This window comes from Acinetobacter sp. YH12152 (genome assembly GCF_013418285.1).
GTDB lineage: Bacteria > Pseudomonadota > Gammaproteobacteria > Pseudomonadales > Moraxellaceae > Acinetobacter > Acinetobacter amyesii.
Genome location: NZ_VPCH01000001.1, coordinates 36,082 through 58,133, shown reverse-complemented (window position 1 = coordinate 58,133; position 22,052 = coordinate 36,082). Strand labels below are relative to the sequence as shown.

At 41.3% G+C, this 22,052-nt stretch carries 20 protein-coding genes and 1 pseudogene; 15 read left to right on the top strand and 6 right to left on the bottom strand.

Translation table 11 applies throughout. The features are described from left to right. Positions 1 to 113 precede the first annotated feature (113 nt). Positions 114 to 1,523, top strand: coding sequence for a ribosome biogenesis GTPase Der (der, locus tag FTU83_RS00290; RefSeq protein ID WP_078189606.1), 1,410 nt, complete (start codon positions 114 to 116; stop codon positions 1,521 to 1,523). A 74-nt stretch (positions 1,524 to 1,597) separates the two neighbouring features. Here the strand turns inward: der and FTU83_RS00285 are convergent, their stop codons facing one another. After that, a complete protein-coding gene (locus FTU83_RS00285) occupies positions 1,598 to 2,167 on the bottom strand; it encodes a hypothetical protein (RefSeq protein ID WP_180105455.1) in 570 nt (189 codons plus the stop codon). Between the two features lie 277 nt (positions 2,168 to 2,444). Here FTU83_RS00285 and FTU83_RS00280 point away from each other — a divergent pair, with 277 nt between their 5' ends. Beyond that, a complete protein-coding gene (locus tag FTU83_RS00280) occupies positions 2,445 to 3,086 on the top strand; it encodes a 4'-phosphopantetheinyl transferase superfamily protein (RefSeq protein WP_180105454.1) in 642 nt (213 codons plus the stop codon). Between the two features lie 87 nt (positions 3,087 to 3,173). Here FTU83_RS00280 and FTU83_RS00275 read toward each other — a convergent pair whose 3' ends face one another. Together FTU83_RS00275 and FTU83_RS00270 are read right to left on the bottom strand one after the other, a co-directional pair. Then, the gene (locus tag FTU83_RS00275; protein WP_078192655.1) at positions 3,174 to 3,593 is read right to left on the bottom strand and encodes a hypothetical protein; all 420 of its coding nucleotides are present in this window, start codon (positions 3,591 to 3,593) and stop codon (positions 3,174 to 3,176) included. Positions 3,594 to 3,758: 165 nt separating this feature from the next. After that, positions 3,759 to 4,535: an SDR family oxidoreductase gene (locus FTU83_RS00270; protein WP_180105453.1), complete on the bottom strand. Its 777-nt coding sequence runs from the start codon at positions 4,533 to 4,535 to the stop codon at positions 3,759 to 3,761. 104 nt (positions 4,536 to 4,639) lie between these two features. On the opposite strand from FTU83_RS00270, the gene mazG reads away from it, so the two are divergent. From mazG to yjgA, 9 genes are all read left to right on the top strand, one after another. Continuing rightward, a complete protein-coding gene (gene mazG, locus FTU83_RS00265; protein ID WP_180105452.1) occupies positions 4,640 to 5,434 on the top strand; it encodes a nucleoside triphosphate pyrophosphohydrolase in 795 nt (264 codons plus the stop codon). Then, entirely contained in the window at positions 5,412 to 5,843 is a 432-nt protein-coding gene (locus FTU83_RS00260) for a ComEA family DNA-binding protein (RefSeq protein WP_180105451.1), read from the top strand. The genes mazG and FTU83_RS00260 overlap by 23 nt, the downstream gene beginning before the upstream one ends. A gap of 134 nt (positions 5,844 to 5,977) precedes the next feature. After that, positions 5,978 to 7,447, top strand: a complete 1,470-nt coding sequence (gene pcnB / locus FTU83_RS00255; RefSeq protein WP_180105450.1) for a polynucleotide adenylyltransferase PcnB — start codon at positions 5,978 to 5,980, stop codon at positions 7,445 to 7,447. Then, positions 7,444 to 7,929, top strand: coding sequence for a 2-amino-4-hydroxy-6-hydroxymethyldihydropteridine diphosphokinase (gene folK / locus FTU83_RS00250; RefSeq protein WP_180005386.1), 486 nt, complete (start codon positions 7,444 to 7,446; stop codon positions 7,927 to 7,929). The genes pcnB and folK overlap by 4 nt, the downstream gene beginning before the upstream one ends. Before the next feature lie 46 nt (positions 7,930 to 7,975). Beyond that, complete coding sequence (gene panB, locus FTU83_RS00245; RefSeq protein WP_111884734.1) at positions 7,976 to 8,785, top strand: 3-methyl-2-oxobutanoate hydroxymethyltransferase; 810 nt, start codon at positions 7,976 to 7,978, stop codon at positions 8,783 to 8,785. A gap of 3 nt (positions 8,786 to 8,788) precedes the next feature. Continuing rightward, positions 8,789 to 9,637 (top strand): pantoate--beta-alanine ligase, encoded by an 849-nt coding sequence (panC, locus tag FTU83_RS00240; protein WP_078192648.1) that lies wholly within the window; start codon positions 8,789 to 8,791, stop codon positions 9,635 to 9,637. Between the two features lie 22 nt (positions 9,638 to 9,659). Next, positions 9,660 to 10,511, top strand: coding sequence for an RNase adapter RapZ (gene rapZ, locus FTU83_RS00235; protein WP_078189595.1), 852 nt, complete (start codon positions 9,660 to 9,662; stop codon positions 10,509 to 10,511). Continuing rightward, positions 10,508 to 10,777, top strand: coding sequence for an HPr family phosphocarrier protein (locus tag FTU83_RS00230; protein ID WP_180105449.1), 270 nt, complete (start codon positions 10,508 to 10,510; stop codon positions 10,775 to 10,777). The genes rapZ and FTU83_RS00230 overlap by 4 nt, the downstream gene beginning before the upstream one ends. A gap of 2 nt (positions 10,778 to 10,779) precedes the next feature. Beyond that, positions 10,780 to 11,313 (top strand): ribosome biogenesis factor YjgA, encoded by a 534-nt coding sequence (gene yjgA / locus FTU83_RS00225; protein WP_180105448.1) that lies wholly within the window; start codon positions 10,780 to 10,782, stop codon positions 11,311 to 11,313. Between the two features lie 174 nt (positions 11,314 to 11,487). On the opposite strand, the gene FTU83_RS00220 is transcribed toward yjgA, so the two are convergent. Continuing rightward, entirely contained in the window at positions 11,488 to 13,128 is a 1,641-nt protein-coding gene (locus FTU83_RS00220) for an acyl-CoA synthetase (protein ID WP_180065880.1), read from the bottom strand. A 535-nt stretch (positions 13,129 to 13,663) separates the two neighbouring features. Here FTU83_RS00220 and FTU83_RS00215 point away from each other — a divergent pair. Beyond that, on the top strand, positions 13,664 to 14,944 hold the full coding sequence (locus tag FTU83_RS00215) for a D-arabinono-1,4-lactone oxidase (RefSeq protein ID WP_180105489.1): 1,281 nt from the start codon (positions 13,664 to 13,666) through the stop codon (positions 14,942 to 14,944). Positions 14,945 to 15,001: 57 nt separating this feature from the next. After that, complete coding sequence (locus FTU83_RS00210; RefSeq protein WP_180062964.1) at positions 15,002 to 16,153, top strand: alanine racemase; 1,152 nt, start codon at positions 15,002 to 15,004, stop codon at positions 16,151 to 16,153. Between the two features lie 63 nt (positions 16,154 to 16,216). Here FTU83_RS00210 and FTU83_RS17345 read toward each other — a convergent pair. Further along, positions 16,217 to 17,754: pseudogene (locus tag FTU83_RS17345) on the bottom strand (glutamate synthase-related protein). A gap of 401 nt (positions 17,755 to 18,155) precedes the next feature. On the opposite strand from FTU83_RS17345, the gene thrS reads away from it, so the two are divergent. Further along, positions 18,156 to 20,078, top strand: a complete 1,923-nt coding sequence (thrS, locus tag FTU83_RS00200) for a threonine--tRNA ligase (RefSeq protein ID WP_180007231.1) — start codon at positions 18,156 to 18,158, stop codon at positions 20,076 to 20,078. 5 nt (positions 20,079 to 20,083) lie between these two features. Further along, entirely contained in the window at positions 20,084 to 20,632 is a 549-nt protein-coding gene (infC, locus tag FTU83_RS00195) for a translation initiation factor IF-3 (RefSeq protein ID WP_078192643.1), read from the top strand. A gap of 702 nt (positions 20,633 to 21,334) precedes the next feature. Here infC and FTU83_RS00190 read toward each other — a convergent pair. Next, positions 21,335 to 21,796 carry an Hsp20 family protein gene (locus FTU83_RS00190; RefSeq protein ID WP_168378471.1) on the bottom strand — a complete coding sequence of 154 codons (462 nt, stop codon included), beginning with the start codon at positions 21,794 to 21,796 and terminating at the stop codon, positions 21,335 to 21,337. Positions 21,797 to 22,052: the final 256 nt, after the last annotated feature.

Here is a 22,052-nt window from a genome sequence, read left to right as displayed (position 1 = left end):
ATCAATGCCCCGTGTTTTTATTTATTTTAGGCATTTATCCTATTTCCATTCTTCCTAAGCTTTCTGATGTTCAGACCAGACCAAACTGGCTGATCTGGAATAAAGGTTAATCTATGAAACCCGTAATTGCGCTCATTGGTCGTCCGAACGTCGGAAAATCAACGTTGTTTAACCAGATAACCAAGAGCCGTGATGCTCTCGTTGCTGACTTTGCCGGTCTGACTCGTGACCGTAAATATGGTGACGCGACTTATCAAAATAAATCTTTCATTGTCGTTGATACTGGGGGTATTGGCGAAACTGAAGGTGGTATCGATTCGTACATGGCAGAACAGTCAAAAACTGCCATTAATGAAGCAGATATTATTGTCTTCGTGGTCGATGCGCGCGCAGGCCTATTGGCATCTGATGAGCAAATTGCACGTGACTTACGTACGCTAGGTAAAAAAGTTTATCTTGTTGCCAACAAAGTTGATGGTGTACATGCCGAGGCAGCTTTAGTTGAATTCTTTAAATTGGGTATGGGTGAACCACTTCAAGTGGCTGCCAGCCATGGTCGTGGTGTTCAGCAAATGCTTGAAGAAGTGTTAGCTGAAGTGCCTGAAGATGAAAGTGAAGAACAACACGATAAAGACACAGGCTTACGTTTAGCGATTATTGGTCGTCCAAACGTGGGTAAATCGACTTTAGTGAACCGTTTGTTGGGTGAAGACCGTGTGGTTGCATTTGACCAACCGGGTACAACACGTGACTCGATTTATATTCCATTTGAACGTGATGGCCGTAAATACACATTAATCGATACTGCGGGTGTACGTCGTAAAGGTAAAGTGGACGAAATGATCGAGAAATTCTCGATTGTGAAAACTTTACAAGCGATGAAAGATGCGCATGTTGTGGTAATTGTTGTCGATGCACGTGAAGGGATCGTTGAGCAAGACTTGCATTTGATTGGTTATGCGCTTGAAGCAGGCCGTGCGATGGTGATTGCCATCAACAAATGGGACAACATGTCTGACTACGACCGTAAACAATGTAAATTAGATGTTGAACGTCGTTTTGACTTTATTCCATGGGCAAAAATTCACTTAATTTCTGCACTTCACGGTACAGGTGTTGGTGATCTTTATCCATCGATCCACCGTGCTTATGATTCTTCTCATTTGAAAGTATCACCTGCGAAGATTACTCAAATCTTGAATGATGCAACTGATGCACACCAACCACCAATGGTTCAAGGTCGTCGTATCAAAATGCGTTATGCACATATGGGCGGACAAAATCCACCGACGATTGTGATTCATGGTAACAAAGTCGATAAAACGCCAAATGACTATCGTCGTTACCTAGAAAACGTGTTCCGTAAAGTTTATAAACTTGAAGGTACGCCAGTCAAAATTGAATTTAAAACCTCTGATAACCCATTTGAGGGTCGTAAGTCGCAAATCGATGAGCGTACGGCGGCACGTAAACGTCGTTATGTTCAGAAGTTCAAAAAAGCGGAAAAGAAATTCAAACGCTAAGTTTAGATGAGCAAAAAAGCCTGCAGATATGCAGGCTTTTTTATTTCACTTTATGTATCTAAAAAATGTAGAAATTAGTTTTTGCACTTTTTAGCTTGGCGGTAAATATCAATATTATCGAGGTTAGCTTGAGCAACTTCCAGGGCTTGCTGTGCGCTGCTGCTATCCTGTTGTGTATTTTTATTGCCAGAAAAAGCTGTAGCAAATTGTCCCATACGCGCCGCTGTTTCTGATTGACCAGAAAATGCGGATAGCGCGTTGCCAGCAAGGCCTGCCCATTTTGAAACTTGATTATTTTGCTGTGCTGACGCTTGGCTTAATGCCAGTTGCGATGCTTCTAATGTACGTTCAAAAGTCTTACGTTCAACGCTTAGATCAGTGCAATCTAAGGTTTTTAAATAACTTGTGCTATAAACACTATTGTTGGTTTGGCTAGCTTGATTGAAATTTGAGGCATAGCCACGGTCTGCTTGAGCCACAGCATAGGCAGCTTCTTGACGGCTTTGATTCATACGTGCTTCAGCTTGGTCCATAATCGCGCCATTTTTGGCACCCATCACTGCAACGGCCGCATCCAATAAACCTGCTTGAGCGAAACATGGTAGGACGCAAAGTGAACTGATTAACGTGATTTTTCTTAGCATCTGGTTTACCCCGAGTTTTAAATTAAAGTTATAAGAATCTAGAGTATTTTACCTAATTAAAGATGTATTTGAAATATTTATTATACTTAAGTATTTGAATATATTTATAATATTAAGTATTTCTTAATTAATATTATATATTCTTAAACTGGGTTTTAAAATTTAGCTGAGTCAAATGACCGATGCGCTCATCTCTATGGTAGTGTATTTTGTGTCGGGCAGTCGCATAAAATATAGCGTCATGGACGTAGTGTAAAAGATATTGGATCAATAACTTATGGCGAAAATTCAGCTTGAATATAGTGCAATTACTGACTTCTTTGTGGAGCCGCATGGCTTGAGTCGTCAAGAGGTAATTGCCGTGCGTAAACAAGCCATTTACCAATATCGCAATCAATTACTTGCGCAGCGGCTTAATAGATCAGTTGAAAATTCAGATTTTTCAAAGTCTGCGTTTGGTAAGCCTTTTATTCCTGATTTGCCACATTTTCATTTTAATCATAGTCATAGCCAGCAGCATTATGTTTTGGCCAGCAGTGAAAAAATCGCCAATATTGGTGTGGATATTGAGGATTTAAATCGAAAAGTTCGTTTTGATGCGATGGCTCAACATAGCTTTCATCCCGAAGAATTACTCAATTGGGAGAACTTTGAGCATGATCCTGATTTTTGGTTTAAAGTTTGGACCACCAAAGAGGCGGTACTTAAAGCATCAGGTTTAGGGATTCGAGTGAACCTGAATGAACTGAATACGCAGTGTCATCCTGAGCAGAATGGTGGGATGTGTAGCCATCCCGCAATTGGCACTTTTGCTTATCAGAATATTCAACTGCCGCATGTCATGTTGACGGTGGCATGGCAAAGTGAACAATCTTGCCGAGGCTTTCATTTGCCTAATATTGAGTTGAATGTCTTATAAATCGGTATGAAATAAAATCATCATGAAAAAAGCCCTGTTCTGGCTGAACAGGGCTTTTTTTGAAAATCAATCTAAACTAGCTTTAGATTAGATTTTGCATTTTTTAGAACCTTGGTAGATACCAATGTTGTCGATGTTTGCTTGAGCAGCAGATTTGTTCGCTTGTTGAAGTTCAAGGTTGCCTGCATCAGAAGTATCTTGCTCACCAGCCAAGCTGTTTGCAATGTTGCCTGCACGAGCAGCTTTTTCAGAGTTACCACCGAAAGCAGCAAGAGCGCCACCCGCTAAACCAGCAAATTTGCTCAATGATTTGCCTGGCGCTTGAGCAGATGCTTGGATGTTTGCAATGTTTTTGTCAGCAGCTTCTAAAGAGCGCTTAGCATTCGCTTTTTCAACAGCAAGAGTTGCACAATCCATCGCTTTTAATTCTGAAGATGCGAATTGAGTTGTAGCAAAAGCAGAAATTGAAATAGAAGTAACAGTTGCAAGAACAAGTAATTTTTTCATGAAATAATTCACTTTTATTGTTAGAAAATAAACGCCCGAAAGTAATGGGCGGGTGAATATTATTCAAAAAAAGGAATTTTGTCCTGTTAAAATGTGACAATTGTGTAACTTTGTGTAATTTGCGTACAAATATGATTGCAAAATTAAATGATTAGTAACACGTTGCTATTTGGGTTTGTGTGCAATCCAAATATTACTTAAGCGGTTGACAAACTGCGGGCTAAACTTCGATAAATTAAATAAAAATTTAGCTTTCATTCCCACAGGTGTATGTGTGGCCATTAAGACCGTATCCTTTTTTTGTACCAAGGCATAAATTTGCTGAGCGACATCGCTCGGTTGAAGGTTCACCCCCATTTTCTTAATGCTTTGGGCATCCATGTCTTGCACCATCGCGGTTTGAACAAATAAAGGCATCACATCTAAAACGCGAATATTGTATTTTTGCCATTCAATATCCAAGCTTTCAGTGAACCCGCGGACAGCAAATTTAGATGTAGCATAACTGGCTAAATCCGCTTGTCCATAAATTGCTGAAGCCGAAGAGAGGTTAATCACACGAGCAAAATTGCTTTGTTTTAAATAGGGAAATGCCGCATAGCAACCGTTTATCACCCCTTTGACATTGATATCAATCGTACGGTGGTGTGCAGACAGTTCCGTATGTTCAAAGCTACCTGAATACAGAATTCCGGCATTATTGACTAAGATATTCAGCTGACCTGCCCATGCAACAAATTCAGCTAAAGCGCTTTGCCATTGCTCTGGTTGTGTTACATCTAAATGTCCAGCTTTGGCATGGCTACTGAGTTCGGCAGCTAAGGAGGTAACTTGAGATTGGTTAATGTCGTAGAGCCCAACTTTATATCCTTGTTGTATGAACAGTCGTGCAATTGCTGCGCCAATCCCTTGTCCTGCACCGCTAATAAAAATACTTTGCATGTTATGCTTCCCTGAATTGAGTTGCTCATTCCTTGAGTGAATTTTGAGCATATCAAATTCTGTAATCGAAACAATGTACTGATGAGTAAATAGCTGGAGTTCACATGGAACAATTATTAGCAGTGATGAAAGAATTACGTGAAAAATGTCCATGGGATCAAAAGCAAACCCCAGAAAGTTTGACTCGTTATGCCATCGAAGAAGCCTATGAAGTTGAAGCGGCAGTTCGTTCAGGTCAGAGTGATGATGTACGAGATGAACTGGGGGATTTATTACTACAAGTGGTTTTTCAGTCGCAGATGTATAGCGAACAAGGCGCATTTGATTTTCAAGATGTGGTGCAAGCCATTACAGATAAATTAATTCGCCGTCATCCCCATGTGTTTCAGGCAGAGCAGTTCTCAGCACTCAATGCGGATGATGTGGCAACACTATGGAAACAGATTAAACAACAAGAAAAAGGAGGGAAATTAGCATCAAGATTAGATGAGGTTAAACATGCTCCTGCATTAAGCCAAGCAGATGAAATTCAAAAAAATGTGGCGAAAATTGGCTTTGATTTTCCAGATATTGAAGGGGCTTATGGCAAGCTTGAGGAAGAGCTAGGGGAATTAAAAGAGGCATTAGCAGGCAAAAAATCCGACGAAATATTTGATGAATTTGGTGATTGCTTATTTTCTCTAGTGAATGTTGGACGTAAGATTGGCATCTCAAGTGAAATGGCACTTTTAAGTACCATTCATAAATTTAGAAGCCGTTTTGCTTATATTGAAGCACAGGCCACATTACAACAAAAACATGTAGAAGACCTGTCTCTGACTGAAATGGATCAGTTGTGGGAACAGGCAAAACAACAATTAAAACAACAGGCTAAATATGTACCACATCCTAAAGAATAAATACTTTACGCAACTACTTGTCTTGGTTTTGAGTTTAATGGCAGATTTAACTTTTGCGCAAAGCCCTTCGGGCTACGCGGAATGGAAAGCCATGCAGCAAGCTCAAGATCAGCAATTAAAAAAGCAATCTGAGGCCTCGAAGTCCAAAGCGACAACTGCACCGAGCAATACCAACTATTATTTGTCACGACCCAGCACTCAGCAAAATAGCCGATCAGATCAAGTACGCTTAAATACAGCCTCAGTTGATGAACTGCAAACATTACATGGGATTGGTCAGAAAAAAGCAGAAGCCATTGTGCAATATCGTAAAAGTAATGGCTTATTTAAAAGCATTGATGATATTCAACAGGTTAAGGGAATCGGTCCTGCGCTGTTTGCTAAAAATAAAGCAAAATTGGCACTTTAAGTGAAGTGTAAAAAAAAGAATTAGGTTAAGCTCAGCTTGGGCATCGAGATAATCAAATTGCCCTTTGATTGTGTTAGAGATATCATTAGCGACATCTTAAGAATTTTACGTTCAGACGTAGGAGACAGCGTCTTTTGCAAACTTTGCGCGCGTCCAAATGTGGTTTATCAACCGCACAATTACCTTCTTCCATTTTAGATGTGATTGATGCCTTAACTAAGGCAGGCTATGAAGCTTATATCGTGGGTGGCGGTGTCCGTGACCTAATGTTGGGTCATGCACCTAAAGATTTTGATGCCGTAACTAATGCGACACCAGCTCAGGTGAAAGAAGTCTTCGGGCGACGTTGCCGAATTATTGGTCGTCGTTTTGAGCTGGCGCATGTCTACTCAGGACGTGAACTGATCGAAGTTGCGACCTTCCGTGCGCCGCCTAAAAAAGCCGTGACTTCTGCTGCGGGCATGATTTTACGTGATAATAATTGGGGTACGATTGAGCAAGACTTTGCACGTCGTGACTTCTCGATCAATGCAATGTATTACCAACCACGCAAAGGTGAAGTGCTAGATTTTTGCCATGCAGTAGATGACATTAAGCATAAAACGTTGCGTTTATTGGGTGATCCACAATTACGTTTTGAAGAAGATCCTGTGCGGATGCTTCGGACTTTACGTTTTGCAGCCAAATTAAACTTTAATATTGATCAAAAAATTCTGGATGTCTTTACTCCAGAACTTACTCAATTGCTGCGTGATGTGTCTCCACATCGTTTATACGACGAGTCACAAAAACTCTTTACTATGGGGCATCTCAATCGCGTCTTACCGATGCTGATCGATTTTGGTATTTGGTATCAATTATTTGCAGATATCAAACCAGTCGTAACCCCATTTATTGAGTTGGCTGCAAAAAATACCGATCAACGTATTTCGATTGGGAAAACCATTAACCCTGCATTTTTCTATGCCGTGTTATTGTGGATTCCGTTCCAAGAGCGTTGTACGTTCTATCTAAATAAAGGTGTTGTTCCTGCTGAAGCACGTGCTCAAGCAGGCTTAGATGTATTGAAACGTCAGGCTACACGAACCATTATTCCACGCTTTGCCGAAACATTTATTCGTGAAGTTTGGGAAATGCAAACCCGTTTGCTGAATCCAAAACCACAGCAAATTGAAGCACTTTCAGGTCATGCACGTTTCCGTGCAGGCTTTGACTTTCTGCTGCTGCGTGAAAAATCGGGCGATATAAGCACGCAAGGTATGGGCCAGTGGTGGGATGCTTATCAGCAGATGAGCACTGACGAAAAAGAACTGGCAATTAGCCAATACAATCGTCAACGTGCCAAGAGTCGTCGTAAAGCGGCGCATGAAGATGTGGAAGCCAAAACTTCTGCACATCAGCAAGTTGAAATTGAACCGCTGGTGAATGAACCAGAAAGCAGAAGTCGCCGTCAACGTAAGCCTAAATCACATGCCAACAGTCCAGCGACAGTGTCAATCGTGGCAGCGTCAGCCAGTGGTGAAATTGGTGCAGATCATCCGATTTTAAAACGTAAACGTGTGAAACGAGATTTGACTCAGGTTATTTTTGGGCCAACACAATGACGCTGACATATATTGGTTTAGGCAGTAATTTAGGTGATTCTCTACAGATCCTCAGTGAAGCGGTGCATAAACTTGCGACACTCGGTACAGTGAAAGTCTCACAACTGTACCAAAGTCCGCCAATGGGTCCACAAGATCAGCCGAATTATTTAAATGCAGCGGTTGCATTAGAAACGGATCTAGCACCTTTGGCTTTGTTAGATGAATTGCAACGCTTTGAACAAGAGTCGGGGCGTGTACGCCTACGTCATTGGGGGGAGCGTACACTGGATTTAGATTTACTGATTTATGGTGAACAGCACATTCAAAATGAACGTTTGACGGTGCCTCATGTTGGTGTTTTAGAACGTGATTTTGTGTTGAAACCTTTGTTGGATTTAGATGAGAATCTACAGATTAAAGGACAACCATTAAAAGATTTACCTATTTTGAATAATCCAAATTTAACTGTATTGGATGCAGGAAACTGGGCCCATCTTTAATTTTTGTATGACCACTTGAGAAAGCCGTCATCTGAGGAATATTGAAATGATTAGTCTAAGTGACTTGAAAAAATTTAAAGCGGAAGGCCGCAAATTCTCCTGCCTGACTTGCTATGATGCGAGCATGGCAAAAGCAATGGAAGTTGCTGAAGTCGATAGTATTCTGATTGGTGATTCATTGGGGATGACCATTCAAGGGAATGACTCAACTTTGCCTGTCACTGTTGAAGATATGGTATATCACACTGCTGCAGTGCGTCGTGGCAATAAACATGCGTTTATTTTGACTGATTTGCCATTTATGACCTATGCCACTTTGAATGACGCTTTGGTGAATTCAAAGACCGTGATGCAAGCAGGCGCACAGATGGTCAAATTGGAAGGTGGCGCATGGTTATCAGAAACAGTTGAAGTATTGACCCGTAATGGTATTCCAGTGTGTGTGCATTTAGGGTTAACTCCGCAATCGGTTCATGTGTTTGGCGGTTATAAAGTGCAAGCACGTACACGCGAAACCGCGGATCAACTCATTGCAGATTGTAAAGCTGTGGTTGATGCAGGTGCAGCAATTTTACTTTTGGAATGTGTTCCTGCCCAAGTGGGTAAAGAAATTAGTGAATTATTCCCAAATACACCTGTGATTGGGATCGGTGCCGGTGCAGAAACGGATGCTCAAGTCTTGGTTCAACAAGATATGTTGGGACTAACGTTTAGTCACGTGGCGAAATTTGTTCGCAACTTTATGAAAGAGCAAGCAGGGGAAACAGCAATTGTGGATGCGTTTAAGGCGTATCATGCTGCCGTACTTGATGGTAGTTTCCCTGCCAAAGAACATACATTCCAAATTGAGCTGTAAGACATGAAAACTGAAACAACGATTCAAGGTTTAAGTGCATCGCTAAATCCAGCACGTGCTGCGCGCAAAATCATTGGTTTTGTACCAACGATGGGGAACTTGCATGAAGGTCACCTTAATTTAGTTCGTGAAGCACGTAAACTGTGTGATGTCGTGGTGGTGAGTATTTTCGTTAACCCAATTCAGTTTGGTCCAAATGAAGACTTTGACAACTATCCACGTACTTTGGAACAAGATCAGCACTTATTGGCTGAAGTGGGTTGTGACATCGTGTTTGCACCGACTGTTGAACAAATGTATGGCAACAAACCGCGTTTAACCAATATTAGCGTGGGCGGCATTACCAATGATTTGTGTGGCGAACAGCGTCCGGGTCATTTTGACGGTGTTGCTGTTGTTGTGACAAAACTCTTTAATATTGTTCAACCGAATTTTGCATTCTTTGGGCAAAAAGATTACCAGCAACTTGCAGTGATTCGTCAGTTTGTACGTGACTTAAATATTCCACTAGAAGTGATTGGTGTGCCGATTACTCGTGCTGAAGATGGTTTGGCATTGAGCTCACGTAATGGTTATTTAAGTGCGGAAAATCGTGCGATTGCACCAACGATTTACCAAAGCTTGAAAACGGCTGAGGCAGAATTACATGCTGGAACTCAACTTGCAGATGTGTTAGCGAATATTAAAGCAACATTGACAGCAGCGGGTTTTGTTGTGGACTATGTTGAAGCACGTACACCTGAATTACAGAAAATTGAAGAATTTGATCAAGACGTGGTGTTGTTTATTGCGGCTAAATTAGGCGCAACACGTCTTATTGATAATATGCAGGTTAAATATACTGCAGTTTAAAACGGCTATGGGGTAGCAAGCGATGAAGCGCATTTTAATTGTTACAGGACAATCTGGATCTGGAAAGTCATCTGCATTACAGATACTTGAGGATTTGGGCTATTACTGTATCGATAATTTGCCATTGGCCTTACTCCCCGAAATTGTTGAAAAACTCGATTCAGAAAATAATCTTGAACAATTGGCACTGGGTGTGGATGTCCGCAGTACACGTGCAGATTTACAAGAGTTCGATTTGGTTTTTCAACAGCTACAACGCCATGGCTCAGTCGATATTATTTATTTGACCACGCGTGATCAGGAATTGATTGCGCGATTCAGTTCATCTCGACGTCCCCATCCGTTGGCAAGTCGTTTCAAAAGTTTAAATGAGTGCATACAGGAAGAAAAATCTTTACTGTTGCCGATTCAATTACGCTCGACAGTACATATTGATACTACAGATAAGAGTGTACATGATTTAAAACATACGTTGCTGTCTAAACTTGGACAGGCAGATAATTTAATTTTGATCTTACAGTCTTTTGGCTATAAGCATGGTATTCCACTCGATGCAGATTATGTTTTTGACGTCCGTCATTTGCCCAATCCGCACTGGGATATGGAATTACGTAAGTATTCAGGATTAGATGAGCCAGTTCGTCAATTTTTACAGCAAAGTGAACAAACCAATGAAATGTTCCAAGATATTTATAATTTCTTGGATAAATGGCTGCCGGCATTTGCCGAAGGGCATCGTCATTACATGACGGTGTCGATCGGTTGTACAGGTGGGCAACACCGTTCGGTATATATCGTAGATAGACTAAAAAAAGCACTTGAGGCAAAATGGTCTATTCAGGTTCTACATAGAGAAATGAAGCACTGGTCATGATCGACACAACTGTTGACGTAATTAATAAACTGGGTTTACATGCGCGTGCATCTGGCAAGCTAATCGAAGTCACGACCAAATTTCGCTCGTCGATTCAAATTGGTAAGGGTGGAAAATTAGTAGATGCCAAAAATATTATGTCTTTGCTGATGCTTGGCGCAGGCAAGGGCACAACTTTACGCTTAGTGATTGAAGGTGCAGATGAAGAAAATGCTTTATCTGAAATTCAAGCACTGTTTGCGGCAAAATTTTACGAGGCAGATTAAACGTGGCACGTCGACCGAACCGCTATACCGAAGAAGACTTTGAATCCTTAGAAGGACGTGCAAGTAAAACTGAGCAAAAGAAAGCTGTACAACGTATGGCTGCTTTGGGCGAGGAACTTGCAAAACTGAATCCTAAACAGGTTAAAAATCTTCCTGTTGAAGAGCGTCTGATCGAAGCACTACTAGATGCACAAACAATTACTTCACATGAAGCGCGACGCCGTCAGTTTCAACGTGTAGGTAAATTGCTGCGTAATGAAGATGAAACCATGATTTTATCTTACTTAACCCCGCAGCAAGGTGCGAAAAAAACAGCGCAGCTTCAACGCTGGACTGAACGTATGATTGCCCAAGGTGATCCCGTCATTAAAGAGTTCATGAAAGCACATAATGCTGCTGAACATCATCCCATTCGTCAGCATATTTTGCGTATTCAACGTGATATAGCAAAAAATGTAAGCGAAGAAGAACTGACTGCGTCAAAGTTGAAATTGTTTAACTACATTCAACAAGTGGCTTTATTATCTGATAACTAATGCATGATTAGATAGCCAAGTGCTTAGATAGCTCAATGATCAGATAATTCAACATGATCTGATCATTAAAGCAAAGCGTGAAGATGTAGACTTTACATTAAAAAGCGACCTGATCAGGTCGCTTTTTTTTGCTTGAATGGTGAAAAATTCAAGCTTGGCTTTTGAGTTTTAATATTAACCAAATTCACCAACAGCGCGCTCTTTAGCCCATTCACGTAAAACAAACTTTTGAAGTTTACCTGTCGAGGTTTTTGGAATTTCGGTAATCACCACATCTTTTGGCACTTTGAAACGTGCAAGATGTTGTTTACAGAATTCGATCAGTTCTTCAGGTGTTGCCTCTTTGCCTGTTTTCAATTCAATGAAGGCACAAGGCACTTCTTGCCAACGAGGGTCAGGCTTTGCAACCACTGCAGCGGTCAGTACAGCAGGGTGTTGATACAGAATTTCTTCCACTTCGAGCGATGAAATGTTTTCACCCCCTGAAATGATTACATCTTTAGAGCGGTCAGTAATTTTGGCATAACCGTCGGGTTGGCAGACTGCTAAGTCGCCGGTATGGAACCAGCCACCGGCAAAGGCTTCAGCCGTTGCTTCTGGGTTTTTCAAATAACCTTTCATTACGATGTTGCCACGGAACATGATTTCGCCCATGGTCTGGCCATCATGCGGAACAGGTAACATGGTTTCAGGATCAATGACTTTCATGCCGTCTTGAAGCGGGTATGGTACACCTTGGCGAGAATGCAGCTGTGCTTGTTCTTGAATGGAAAGATCAGACCAGCCTGCTTGCGATGCGCAAAGTGCCGATGGACCATATGTTTCAGTCAAACCGTAAACATGTGTGACATTGATACCAATATTACGCATCCCTTCAATAATCGCTGCAGGTGGCGCTGCACCAGCAACCATCACTTCAACGCGATGGTCAAATTGTGCTTTTTTCTCTTCAGGCGTATTGATCATCATTGAAAGTACGATTGGCGCACCGCAGAAATAATCTACTTTGTGTTCAGCAATCAGTTTGAAAATCAGTTCAGGGTCGATTTTACGTAGACAAATATTGGTTCCGCCATTGGCTGCCATTGTCCAAGCAAAGCACCAGCCATTACAGTGGAATAGAGGAAGCGTCCACAGATACGTTGCACGTGGCGTCATGCCGCAAGCAATGATGTTACTCGCTGCATTGATATATGCGCCGCGGTGATGATACACCACGCCTTTTGGATTCCCTGTGGTGCCTGAGGTATAGCTTAAGCTAATGGCATCCCATTCATCTTGGGGTAAATGCCATTCAAAGTTGGCATCGCCTTGCGCCAACCAGTCTTCAAATTCAATTTGTCCGATCGGTTGTGCTGTGCCTTCAAATTCAGCATCTGCCACATCAATGACATAAATATCTTGATCGATTAAAGCTAAAGCTTCTGTGGCAACCTGAGTAAATTCAGGGTCGACCAACAGGACTTTGGTTTCTGCATGTTCCAGCATGAAGGCAATGGTTTTCGCATCAAGACGTGTATTTAGCGTATTCAGTACCGCACCTGCCATCGGTACGGCAAAGTGTGCTTCAACCATAGCCGGAACGTTCGGTAATAACACAGACACGGTGTCGTTTTTGCCAATGCCTAATTGTTGCAACTGATGTGCAAATTGACGACAGCGGTTATACGTTTGGCGCCATGAAATATGACGATTGCCGTGGATAATGGCATCCTGATCAGGATAAATATAGGCTGCACGCTCTAAATAACGTAGAGGCGAAAGTGCCACAAAATTTGCCGGGGTCCGTGGCAATTCATCGTATGCGCTAACCATCGTGGTACTCCAAGTCCATGTCTATTTGTTTTAAATCTGACTTAACAATAATTCAGTCCGCAGCTTCTCTGCATTTATGCTTTAGTCGAGTATTTACACTAAATTTTTAAGTGATTGAAATTGAATAAAATAAAAACAGTAAAGTGACGAAAATGAACCCTATGGTTCTCAAAATTGATTTTTTAGCATAAATAATTTAGTTGAAAAACATACAGGTATTGTTGGTTTTTTATACTGATTTGGCAGATATTTCTGTGTGTGATCTTTTTTATTGATTCGGTTTGAATGATGCTTAATGAAAAATGTAGAGCGCCTTGAATAGTCTGTGTGGCTATATAGATGAATTATTTTCTCTTTAATTGATCGTGGCTTATTTGCTGTTTTATAACAATAAACTTAAATTTGAGAAGATACAGAACTTCGTATAATCTAAGTAAAAAATCAAGATGGCTTGTGCATTAACATTGCAAAAGCGGAAATCAAAAATAAAACAATACGGCTAAATACAATAAAAAGTATGGCGACAAGGATGAATATGACAATTCAACACGACATTGCATGGGAAAATTGGTCAGGTGCTCAGAAGTCGATCCCGAAGTCATTTACACAACCGCAAAATCTTGAGCAATTAATGGATGTGGTGCAATCCCATCCTAAGATTCGCTTGGTTGGCGCAGGGCACTCATTTAGCCCTTTGGCAAAAACTACAGATACCTTAGTAAGTTTAGATCATCTCAAAGGTATTCTAGATATCGATGCTGAACGCTGCCAAAGTACCGTCCAAGCTGGCACACGATTATTTGATTTGGGGGAGAAGCTCGCGTCTTTTGATCAGGCACTGATTAATCAAGGTGATATTGATCGTCAAAGTTTGGCTGGAGCTATTTCAACAGGAACACATGGTACCGGACTCGAATTACCGTGTTTATCGGCGCTGGTTACGAGGTTTGAATTATTAACCGCGCAGGGTGAATTAATACAATGCAGTGCTGAACAGAACAGCGAAATTTTCCAAGCAGGGCGTGTTTCACTCGGGAGTTTAGGCGTGCTGACGCATGTACAGCTGCAAAACCGACCGATGTATAAACTCAAAGAACAGACGCGATTATGTCCGCTGAAAGATGTCTTGCAGAATATGCAGCAATGGCAATATGAACATCGACATATTGAGTTCTGGGCATTTAGTCATGCCGATCAGGTTATTTTAAAAACCTTAGATGAGACGGAAGATAACCTTCAACCTCGAAAAGAACAGTGGTTAGATGACGACGTATTACTCAAACTTTGTGCAGAATTGACGCGAATTTTTCCACCACTGAATCCATGGCTACAAAAATTATTAGGTGTTTTTGTCAAACCTTCGATCAACGTAGACTGGTCAAGTCGAATTTTTCCTTCTGCTCGAAGTACCAAATTTAATGAGATGGAATACCAGATTCCGCTGCAACACGGGATGAATTGTTTAGAAGAAATTTTGCATACCCTTCGACGACATAAGGTTCCGATGTTTTTCCCGCTAGAATATCGACTTGTACGTGGGGATGATATTTGGCTCAGTCCGTTTTATCAGCAAGATTCGGCCTCAATTTCGGTGCATCAGTTCTATAAGCAAGATTATCAAGTCATCTTTAAGCTCGTGGAGCCGATTTTTTTAAAATATGGCGGGCGTCCGCATTGGGGGAAATTGCATAGCCTAAATGCGCGGCAGCTTCAAAATGTGTACCCCAAGTGGCAAGATTTTTTGAATATTCGACAAGAATTAGATCCTCAGCAAAAGTGGCTCAGTCCAGAGCTACAGCAATTACTGATTGAATAAGCGTCGTGGAAGGTTAAACACTGAAGACCAATTGAACGATATGAAAAAGGGGATGGCATGGATGCATATTTTCAACAGTTGAATACGCTGTTAAAGCAAAACGGGACGGGGATGCCCCAGTTAATCGTGGATGTTGACGCATTAAATCACAACTTGGTGATCACTCAGCAGCAAATACCACATAGTCTGTATCCGCGCTTGGTAGTGAAATCCTTGGCGTGCATGGCATTGCTCCAACATTGTGCTACACAGCTTCAGACACAGCGTTTCATGCTATTTCATTTTGCACATCTGAAAACACTTTTCGAATCGATGCCGCAAGCCGATGTGTTGTTTGGGAAACCGATGCCGATTCAGGCCTTGCACCATGCAGACAAGGCATTTTTGCAGGCAACGCAATCGCAAGTGCAATGGCTGATTGATAGTGAACAGCGTTTAGCCCAATACCTCAAATTTGCTGAGCAGCATCAACTGTGTCTACGCATCAATATTGAAATCGATGTGGGGCTACACCGTGGAGGTCTGAAAACGATCGATGAGCTAAAGGCTGTTTTGGATGTAATCGTTCAACATCCCCAACATTTAAAATTTTCAGGATTAATGGGCTATGACGCACATGTGGCGAAGATTCCACGGCTGATCCAATCTGCTGAACAGACTTATCAACAGTCCCAGCAAAGTTATCAACAATTCAAAGCTTATGTAGAACAGCGCTACCCAACCTTTTGTGATGAACACACCTGTTGGAATGGTGGTGGTAGTCCTAGTTTTAATTTTCATTGTCAGCAAAGTGTCTGTAACGAAGTTTCATTTGGCTCGATGTTATTAAAACCCGTAGATTTTGAATTGAAAAAATTGCACGCTTTTCAAAGTGCCTTATGGATCGCCGCACCCGTGCTAAAAGTGTTGCCAAGGACAGAATTACCACAGTTAGAATGGCTCAGTCGTTGGGCAAAGTCTCAGGCTGTGTTTATTTATGGAGGTTATTGGCGTGGGGACTATGTTTATCCTCAAGGCAGTCAGCCCCATGCATTATATGGTCGCAGTAGTAATCAGGAACTTGTGCAAATTCCACAGACAAGCAGCATAGACGTAGATGATTATATTTTTTTACGTCCTGCACAAAGTGAAATGATCATCCCTCAATTTGCACAGCTTTGGTTGTACCAAGCCGCTCAATTCATGGCCTTTGAAACCTTCAGAGAATAAAAAAGAGCCCGTATGGACTCTTTTTAGGTTCAATGGTTTTGAAAAAAGCTCATGATTTGAAGCTTACTCAAATCCACTGTAGTGAATACCCGTGAGGTTCGACATTTCTTTTTTCCATGTGGTCAGGTCATCTTTGCAGAATTGATTCAGATGATGATGTCCGCAGGCACGAGCCATGACTTGCATCAGTTCAACAGATGCATTTAGAAAATTCGCCAGTTGTTGTGCCGATTTGTCTATTTCTAAACGACGACGTAAATGATCTTGTTGTGTGGCAATGCCGACAGAACAATCATTGGTCTGACAGGCACGCATAGCTAAACAGCCAATGGCTTGCATGGCAGAGTTTGAAATCGCGATGGCATCTGCACCTAAAGCGAGTGCCTTAATAAAGTCAGCGGGTACACGAAGTCCACCTGTGATCACTAAACTAATATCTGACCGTCCTAAACGGTCTAAATGACGACGTGCTTGTGCAAGCGCAGGAATGGTTGGTACTGAGATATTGTCACGGAACAAGGTTGGGGCTGCACCTGTACCACCGCCACGTCCATCTAAAATAATATAGTCCACACCAATGCTCAGTGCTGCGTCAATATCACGTTCAATATGCTGTGCAGAGAGTTTATAGCCGATCGGGATATCGCCGGTTTCTACTCGGACATATTCTGCAAATTCACGGTATTGTGATAGATGCGTCCAGTCGGGGAAGGTTGCAGGAGAAATAGCAGCGGTGCCTTCTGGTAATTTACGTACTTCTGCAATTTTTCCAATCACTTTATGGCCTGGAAGATGTCCTCCCGTACCTGTTTTTGCAGCTTGACCGCCTTTAAAATGAAAGGCCTGACACTTTTTGACTTTTTCGATGTCATAGCCAAACGACCAGACGCGAGTTCATAAAAATAACGGGAGTTAGCCGCTTGTTCCTCAGTAAGCATTCCGCCTTCACCTGAGCAAATGCCTGTACCTGCAAGTTCAGCACCTGTTGCAAGGGCAACTTTGGCTTCTTGAGATAGCGCACCAAAACTCATATCTGACACAAACACGGGAATGTTGAGTTTTAAAGGTTTTTTAGCATTTGGGCCAATCACCACTTCGGTTGCTACGGGTGCATTATCTAACAATGGAATTTTCCACAGTTGTGCGGTGATCAGTTGAATATCATCCCATTTCGGAAGTTGATTGAAAGGCACGCCCATTGCCGCTGTCGGGCCATGATGTCCAAATTTACTTAAGCCATTTCGTGCGAGTTCCAAGATCAATTTATTATATGGTTCTTCTGGCGCGGGCGCGGAGTCAGCATATAGGCCTTGGTATTGATCACGCTTATATTGTTGAGGATTTCTTTTTTCCCACGCTTGAATTTCTTCAAGATCGACATACACCTGATCGCCTTCCACCCACGCTTTAAACTTTTGCAGATTTTTATTCAGATAACGTGGGTTGATGCCAGTTTTATAAATATAGTGAGAGCCATGCAGCCCACAGACGATTTTATCTCCTTGAATATGGGCATCGGCCATGAGTGCGCCGCGATGCTGACAGCGACCATACATGACCACGACTTGTTCTACATCATCATCTTCGAGCCGTAAGACCACAAGATCGACATTGGCTGCAAGGGCATAAGCGGGTTTGGAGCGGTTTTAAACTAGACCAAGATATAAGTGAATGTGCTTGCATGATACCTGCCTACATAGAGAGTTCAGTGGGTATAGGTGTTCGAAATTCGGAATAATTTTATGAATTAGAACGTGATTATTATGTTGACAGCATAAAGCGCATTTCGGCTGAAATCTGTTTGAATTATCAGGAGTCTTGTAAAAGGCGGCAGAAAAATCAACTTCTATGGGATTAGAGGTTTATTAAAGTTGGCAGGGCGTGTAAAATTTAGGTCGAATTTTATTTATCCACCGTTTTTATCTTTTGAGGGTCTCCCTCGATCATAATCTCGCGGTGACATGCTCCATTGTACGGGGCATCACTCCTTAAGGATTTTTATATGCCAATTATCACTTTGCCTAATGGCGATCAAAAAGAATTTGATCATGCCGTGTCTGTGATGGAAGTTGCTCAAAGCATCGGTCCTGGTCTAGCAAAAAATACAGTTGCGGGTCGTGTAAACGATCGTTTAGTTGATGCATCTGATTTAATTACAGAAGATGCTAGCCTACAAATTATCACGCCTAAAGATGAAGATGGTATTCACATCATTCGTCACTCTTGTGCGCATTTGGTAGGTCATGCAGTTAAGCAATTGTTCCCAGAAGCAAAGATGGTCATTGGTCCTGTCATTGAAGAAGGTTTCTACTATGACATCTGGATGCCACGTCCGTTTACTTTAGATGACATGGCAGCAATCGAAGAGCGCATGAAAAAGCTCATCGACCAAGACTATGATGTCATCAAAAAAATGACTCCACGTGATGAAGTGATCAAAGAGTTCACTGCACGCGGCGAAGAATACAAACTGCGTCTGATAGAAGACATGCCTGAAGAAACTGAAATGGGCTTGTACTATCATCAAGACTACTTGGATATGTGTCGTGGTCCGCACGTTCCAAATACTAAATTCTTAAAATCGTTCAAGTTGACTAAAATCTCTGGTGCTTACTGGCGCGGTGATGCGAAAAACGAACAGCTGCAACGTATTTACGGTACAGCTTGGGCTGACAAAAAACAGTTAGCTGCGTATATCAAACGTATTGAAGAAGCTGAAAAACGCGATCACCGTAAAATTGGTAAAGCGTTAGACTTGTTCCATATGCAAGAAGAAGCGCCGGGTATGGTGTTCTGGCATCCAAACGGCTGGACGATTTACCAAGTGCTTGAACAATACATGCGTAAAGTTCAACAAGCCAATGGTTACCAAGAAATCCGTACACCGCAAGTGGTTGATTTCACGCTTTGGGAAAAATCAGGTCACGCAGCAAACTATGCTGAAAACATGTTTACGACTCACTCAGAGAACCGTAACTATGCAGTAAAACCAATGAACTGCCCATGTCACGTGCAAGTCTTCAACCAAGGTTTAAAATCTTACCGTGACCTGCCAATCCGTTTAGCTGAGTTTGGTTCATGTCACCGTAACGAACCATCGGGTTCATTACACGGTATTATGCGTGTACGTGGCTTTACACAAGATGATGCGCATATCTTCTGTACGAAAGAACAAATCGGTACTGAAGTTGCAGACTTCATTAAATTGACTTTAGATGTTTATAAAGACTTTGGTTTTGAAGAAGTTCAAATGAAATTGTCGACGCGTCCAGAAAAACGTGTAGGTGATGACAAACTTTGGGACATGGCAGAAAAATCTTTAGCAGATGCTTTAGATGCTGCAGGCCTAGAGTGGGAACTTCAACCGGGTGAAGGTGCATTCTACGGTCCGAAAATTGAATTCTCATTGAAAGACTGCTTAGGTCGTGTATGGCAGTGCGGTACAATTCAATGTGACTTTAACTTACCAGAACGTCTTGACGCATCTTATGTGACTGAAGATAACGACCGTGATCAGCCTGTAATGTTGCACCGCGCAATACTTGGCAGTTTCGAGCGTTTTATTGGTATACTTATTGAACACTATGCTGGTTTCATGCCACCTTGGTTGTCTCCAATTCAAGCATGTGTGATGAACATTACTGATTCACAAGCTGAAGCATGTGAGTCAGTCGTCGCTAAACTTAAAGAAAGCGGTATCCGCGCGATTTCAGACTTGAGAAATGAGAAAATCGGCTTTAAGATTCGTGAACGTACTTTAGAGCGTATTCCTTACTTATTGGTTCTTGGAGACCGTGAAGTTGAGGAAGGTACTGTAAACGTCCGTACTCGCTCTGGAAAAAATTTGGGTACTATGTCAATTGATGCATTCATCGACTTAGTAAAAGCAGCCGTAGCCGAACGCGGCCGGTACATTGTGGAGTAAAAGCGATTAAACAGCCTGACCGTAATCAACAGGGCGGAAAGTCAAACCGTCCTGCCTTGAATGATGAAATTCGTGCAAAAGAAGTCCGTCTAGTAGACGAAAATGGCGAGCAAAAAGGGATTGTATCTCTTGCTGACGCTTTGCGTGCTGCAGAAGCAGTAGATCTTGACCTTGTTGAGATCGTTGCCAATGCTGAGCCACCAGTCTGCAAAATCATGGATTTCAACAAGCATTTGTTTGATCTAAAACAAAAGCAAAAAGAAGCGAAGAAAAAACAACATCAAGTACAGGTGAAAGAAATCAAGCTACGCCCTGGTACTGATGTTGGTGACTACAACGTTAAACTACGTGCCATTATCAAGTTCCTTGAAGAAGGCAATAAGGTAAAAATCACGCTTCGTTTCCGTGGTCGTGAAATGGCACACCAACAGTTAGGTTTGGCTCAATTGCAAAAAATTGAAGCTGACGTGGTTGACTATGGTGTTGTTGAACAAACACCAAAAATGGAAGGCCGTCAAATGGGTATGCTACTTGGTCCTAAAAAGAAAAAGTAAGTATCCATTAAAAAAGCACTGCATTTGCAGTGCTTTTTTTTGCCTATATTTTGGTTTTTAATCTCAATGATGTTCAAGGGCACAAATAATTTTTGCTGCGTATTGATTGGAAAATAGAGCAAAATTCATGAATGCGAACTTATGTCTGAGAGTATTAAGTAAGTTTCTTTAAGAAAGACAAATTTGATTATATTTTAATTGATATTCAATCGTTGTTTCGATTCAGACGTTTTGAAATGCTTTAATTTAGTTTTAATGTAGGTATAAAGTGAGCAAAGCTTTTTATTGAGCTAACTATGTGAGATCTATTTACATAAAACAGGCCGTGAAATAGGGGTTTTCAGTACCCTCCAATAGATTTTCATCTTGGTAATATTAGGTCGTATATTCCATGTCATAAAAGCAATCAGAACAAAGTACATTTCATATAAATAGATAGTAATACAGAGTAGGATTATTTTTTGCAAGATACGCCAAAATTTAAAAAGAGTAGATGAGCAGCTTGTAAGCCAGACCCACCAAGGATTCATTAAAAACACCTATATGGAGTATTTAGTTTGGAATAAAAAATCAGAACATAAAATTTGCAATCTAGACACTATATTTTTGAGATGGGATGATTTTAATTCTTTTTTATCATGTTACGAATTTAACTATTTTTTTCAAAAAAAAGACCCCGAAGGGTCTTTTTTTTATGAGGGTTTACTCAGCGCTATTTTCTTGGACAGGACTTTCTATCAATGCCTTTTTGCCAATTGGAATTTGGCGTGGCAGTTTTTCTTCAGGAATAATACGCTGTAAGTCCACTGTCAATAAACCATTTTCATATAGGGCTTGTTGCACTTCTATATGTTCATCTAAGCGTAAAGACAGTTTAAATGTACGACGAGCAATGCCTTTATGCAGGAATTCCACAGTTGTATCTTGCGCTTCAGTTGGTTTACCTGAAATGCTTAGCACTTGATTTTCTAAGTTTAGCGAAAGTTCATCTTCTGTAAAACCTGCGGTTGCCACCACAATGCGATAGCTATTTTCAGCCGTTTTTTCAATATTGTATGGCGGGTAATTTGGTGTGTCGCTTTGCATGGCATAATCAAATAAATCGTTGAAACGATCAAAACCAATGCTACGACGGAAAAGTGGGTTAAGATTTAAACTACTCATAATTAGAACTCTCTTTAATAAGCAAAGTTGTAACAATAAGAAATGTTCAGTGATGCTTGGCATCCACTGTTCACTAACAAGATCGTTTGATCCTTGTACATGTATCAATATCGGTCTGTGCTGATTTTTTTCAAGGGATTTTTATAAAAAAATTATATTTTTTGAATTTTTGTACCTTAAGTGATTTTAAAAGCAAAGTGATAATTCACATTTTAACGTTACTTTTCAGAAAAACTGACAAGCTTTCACTGGATTA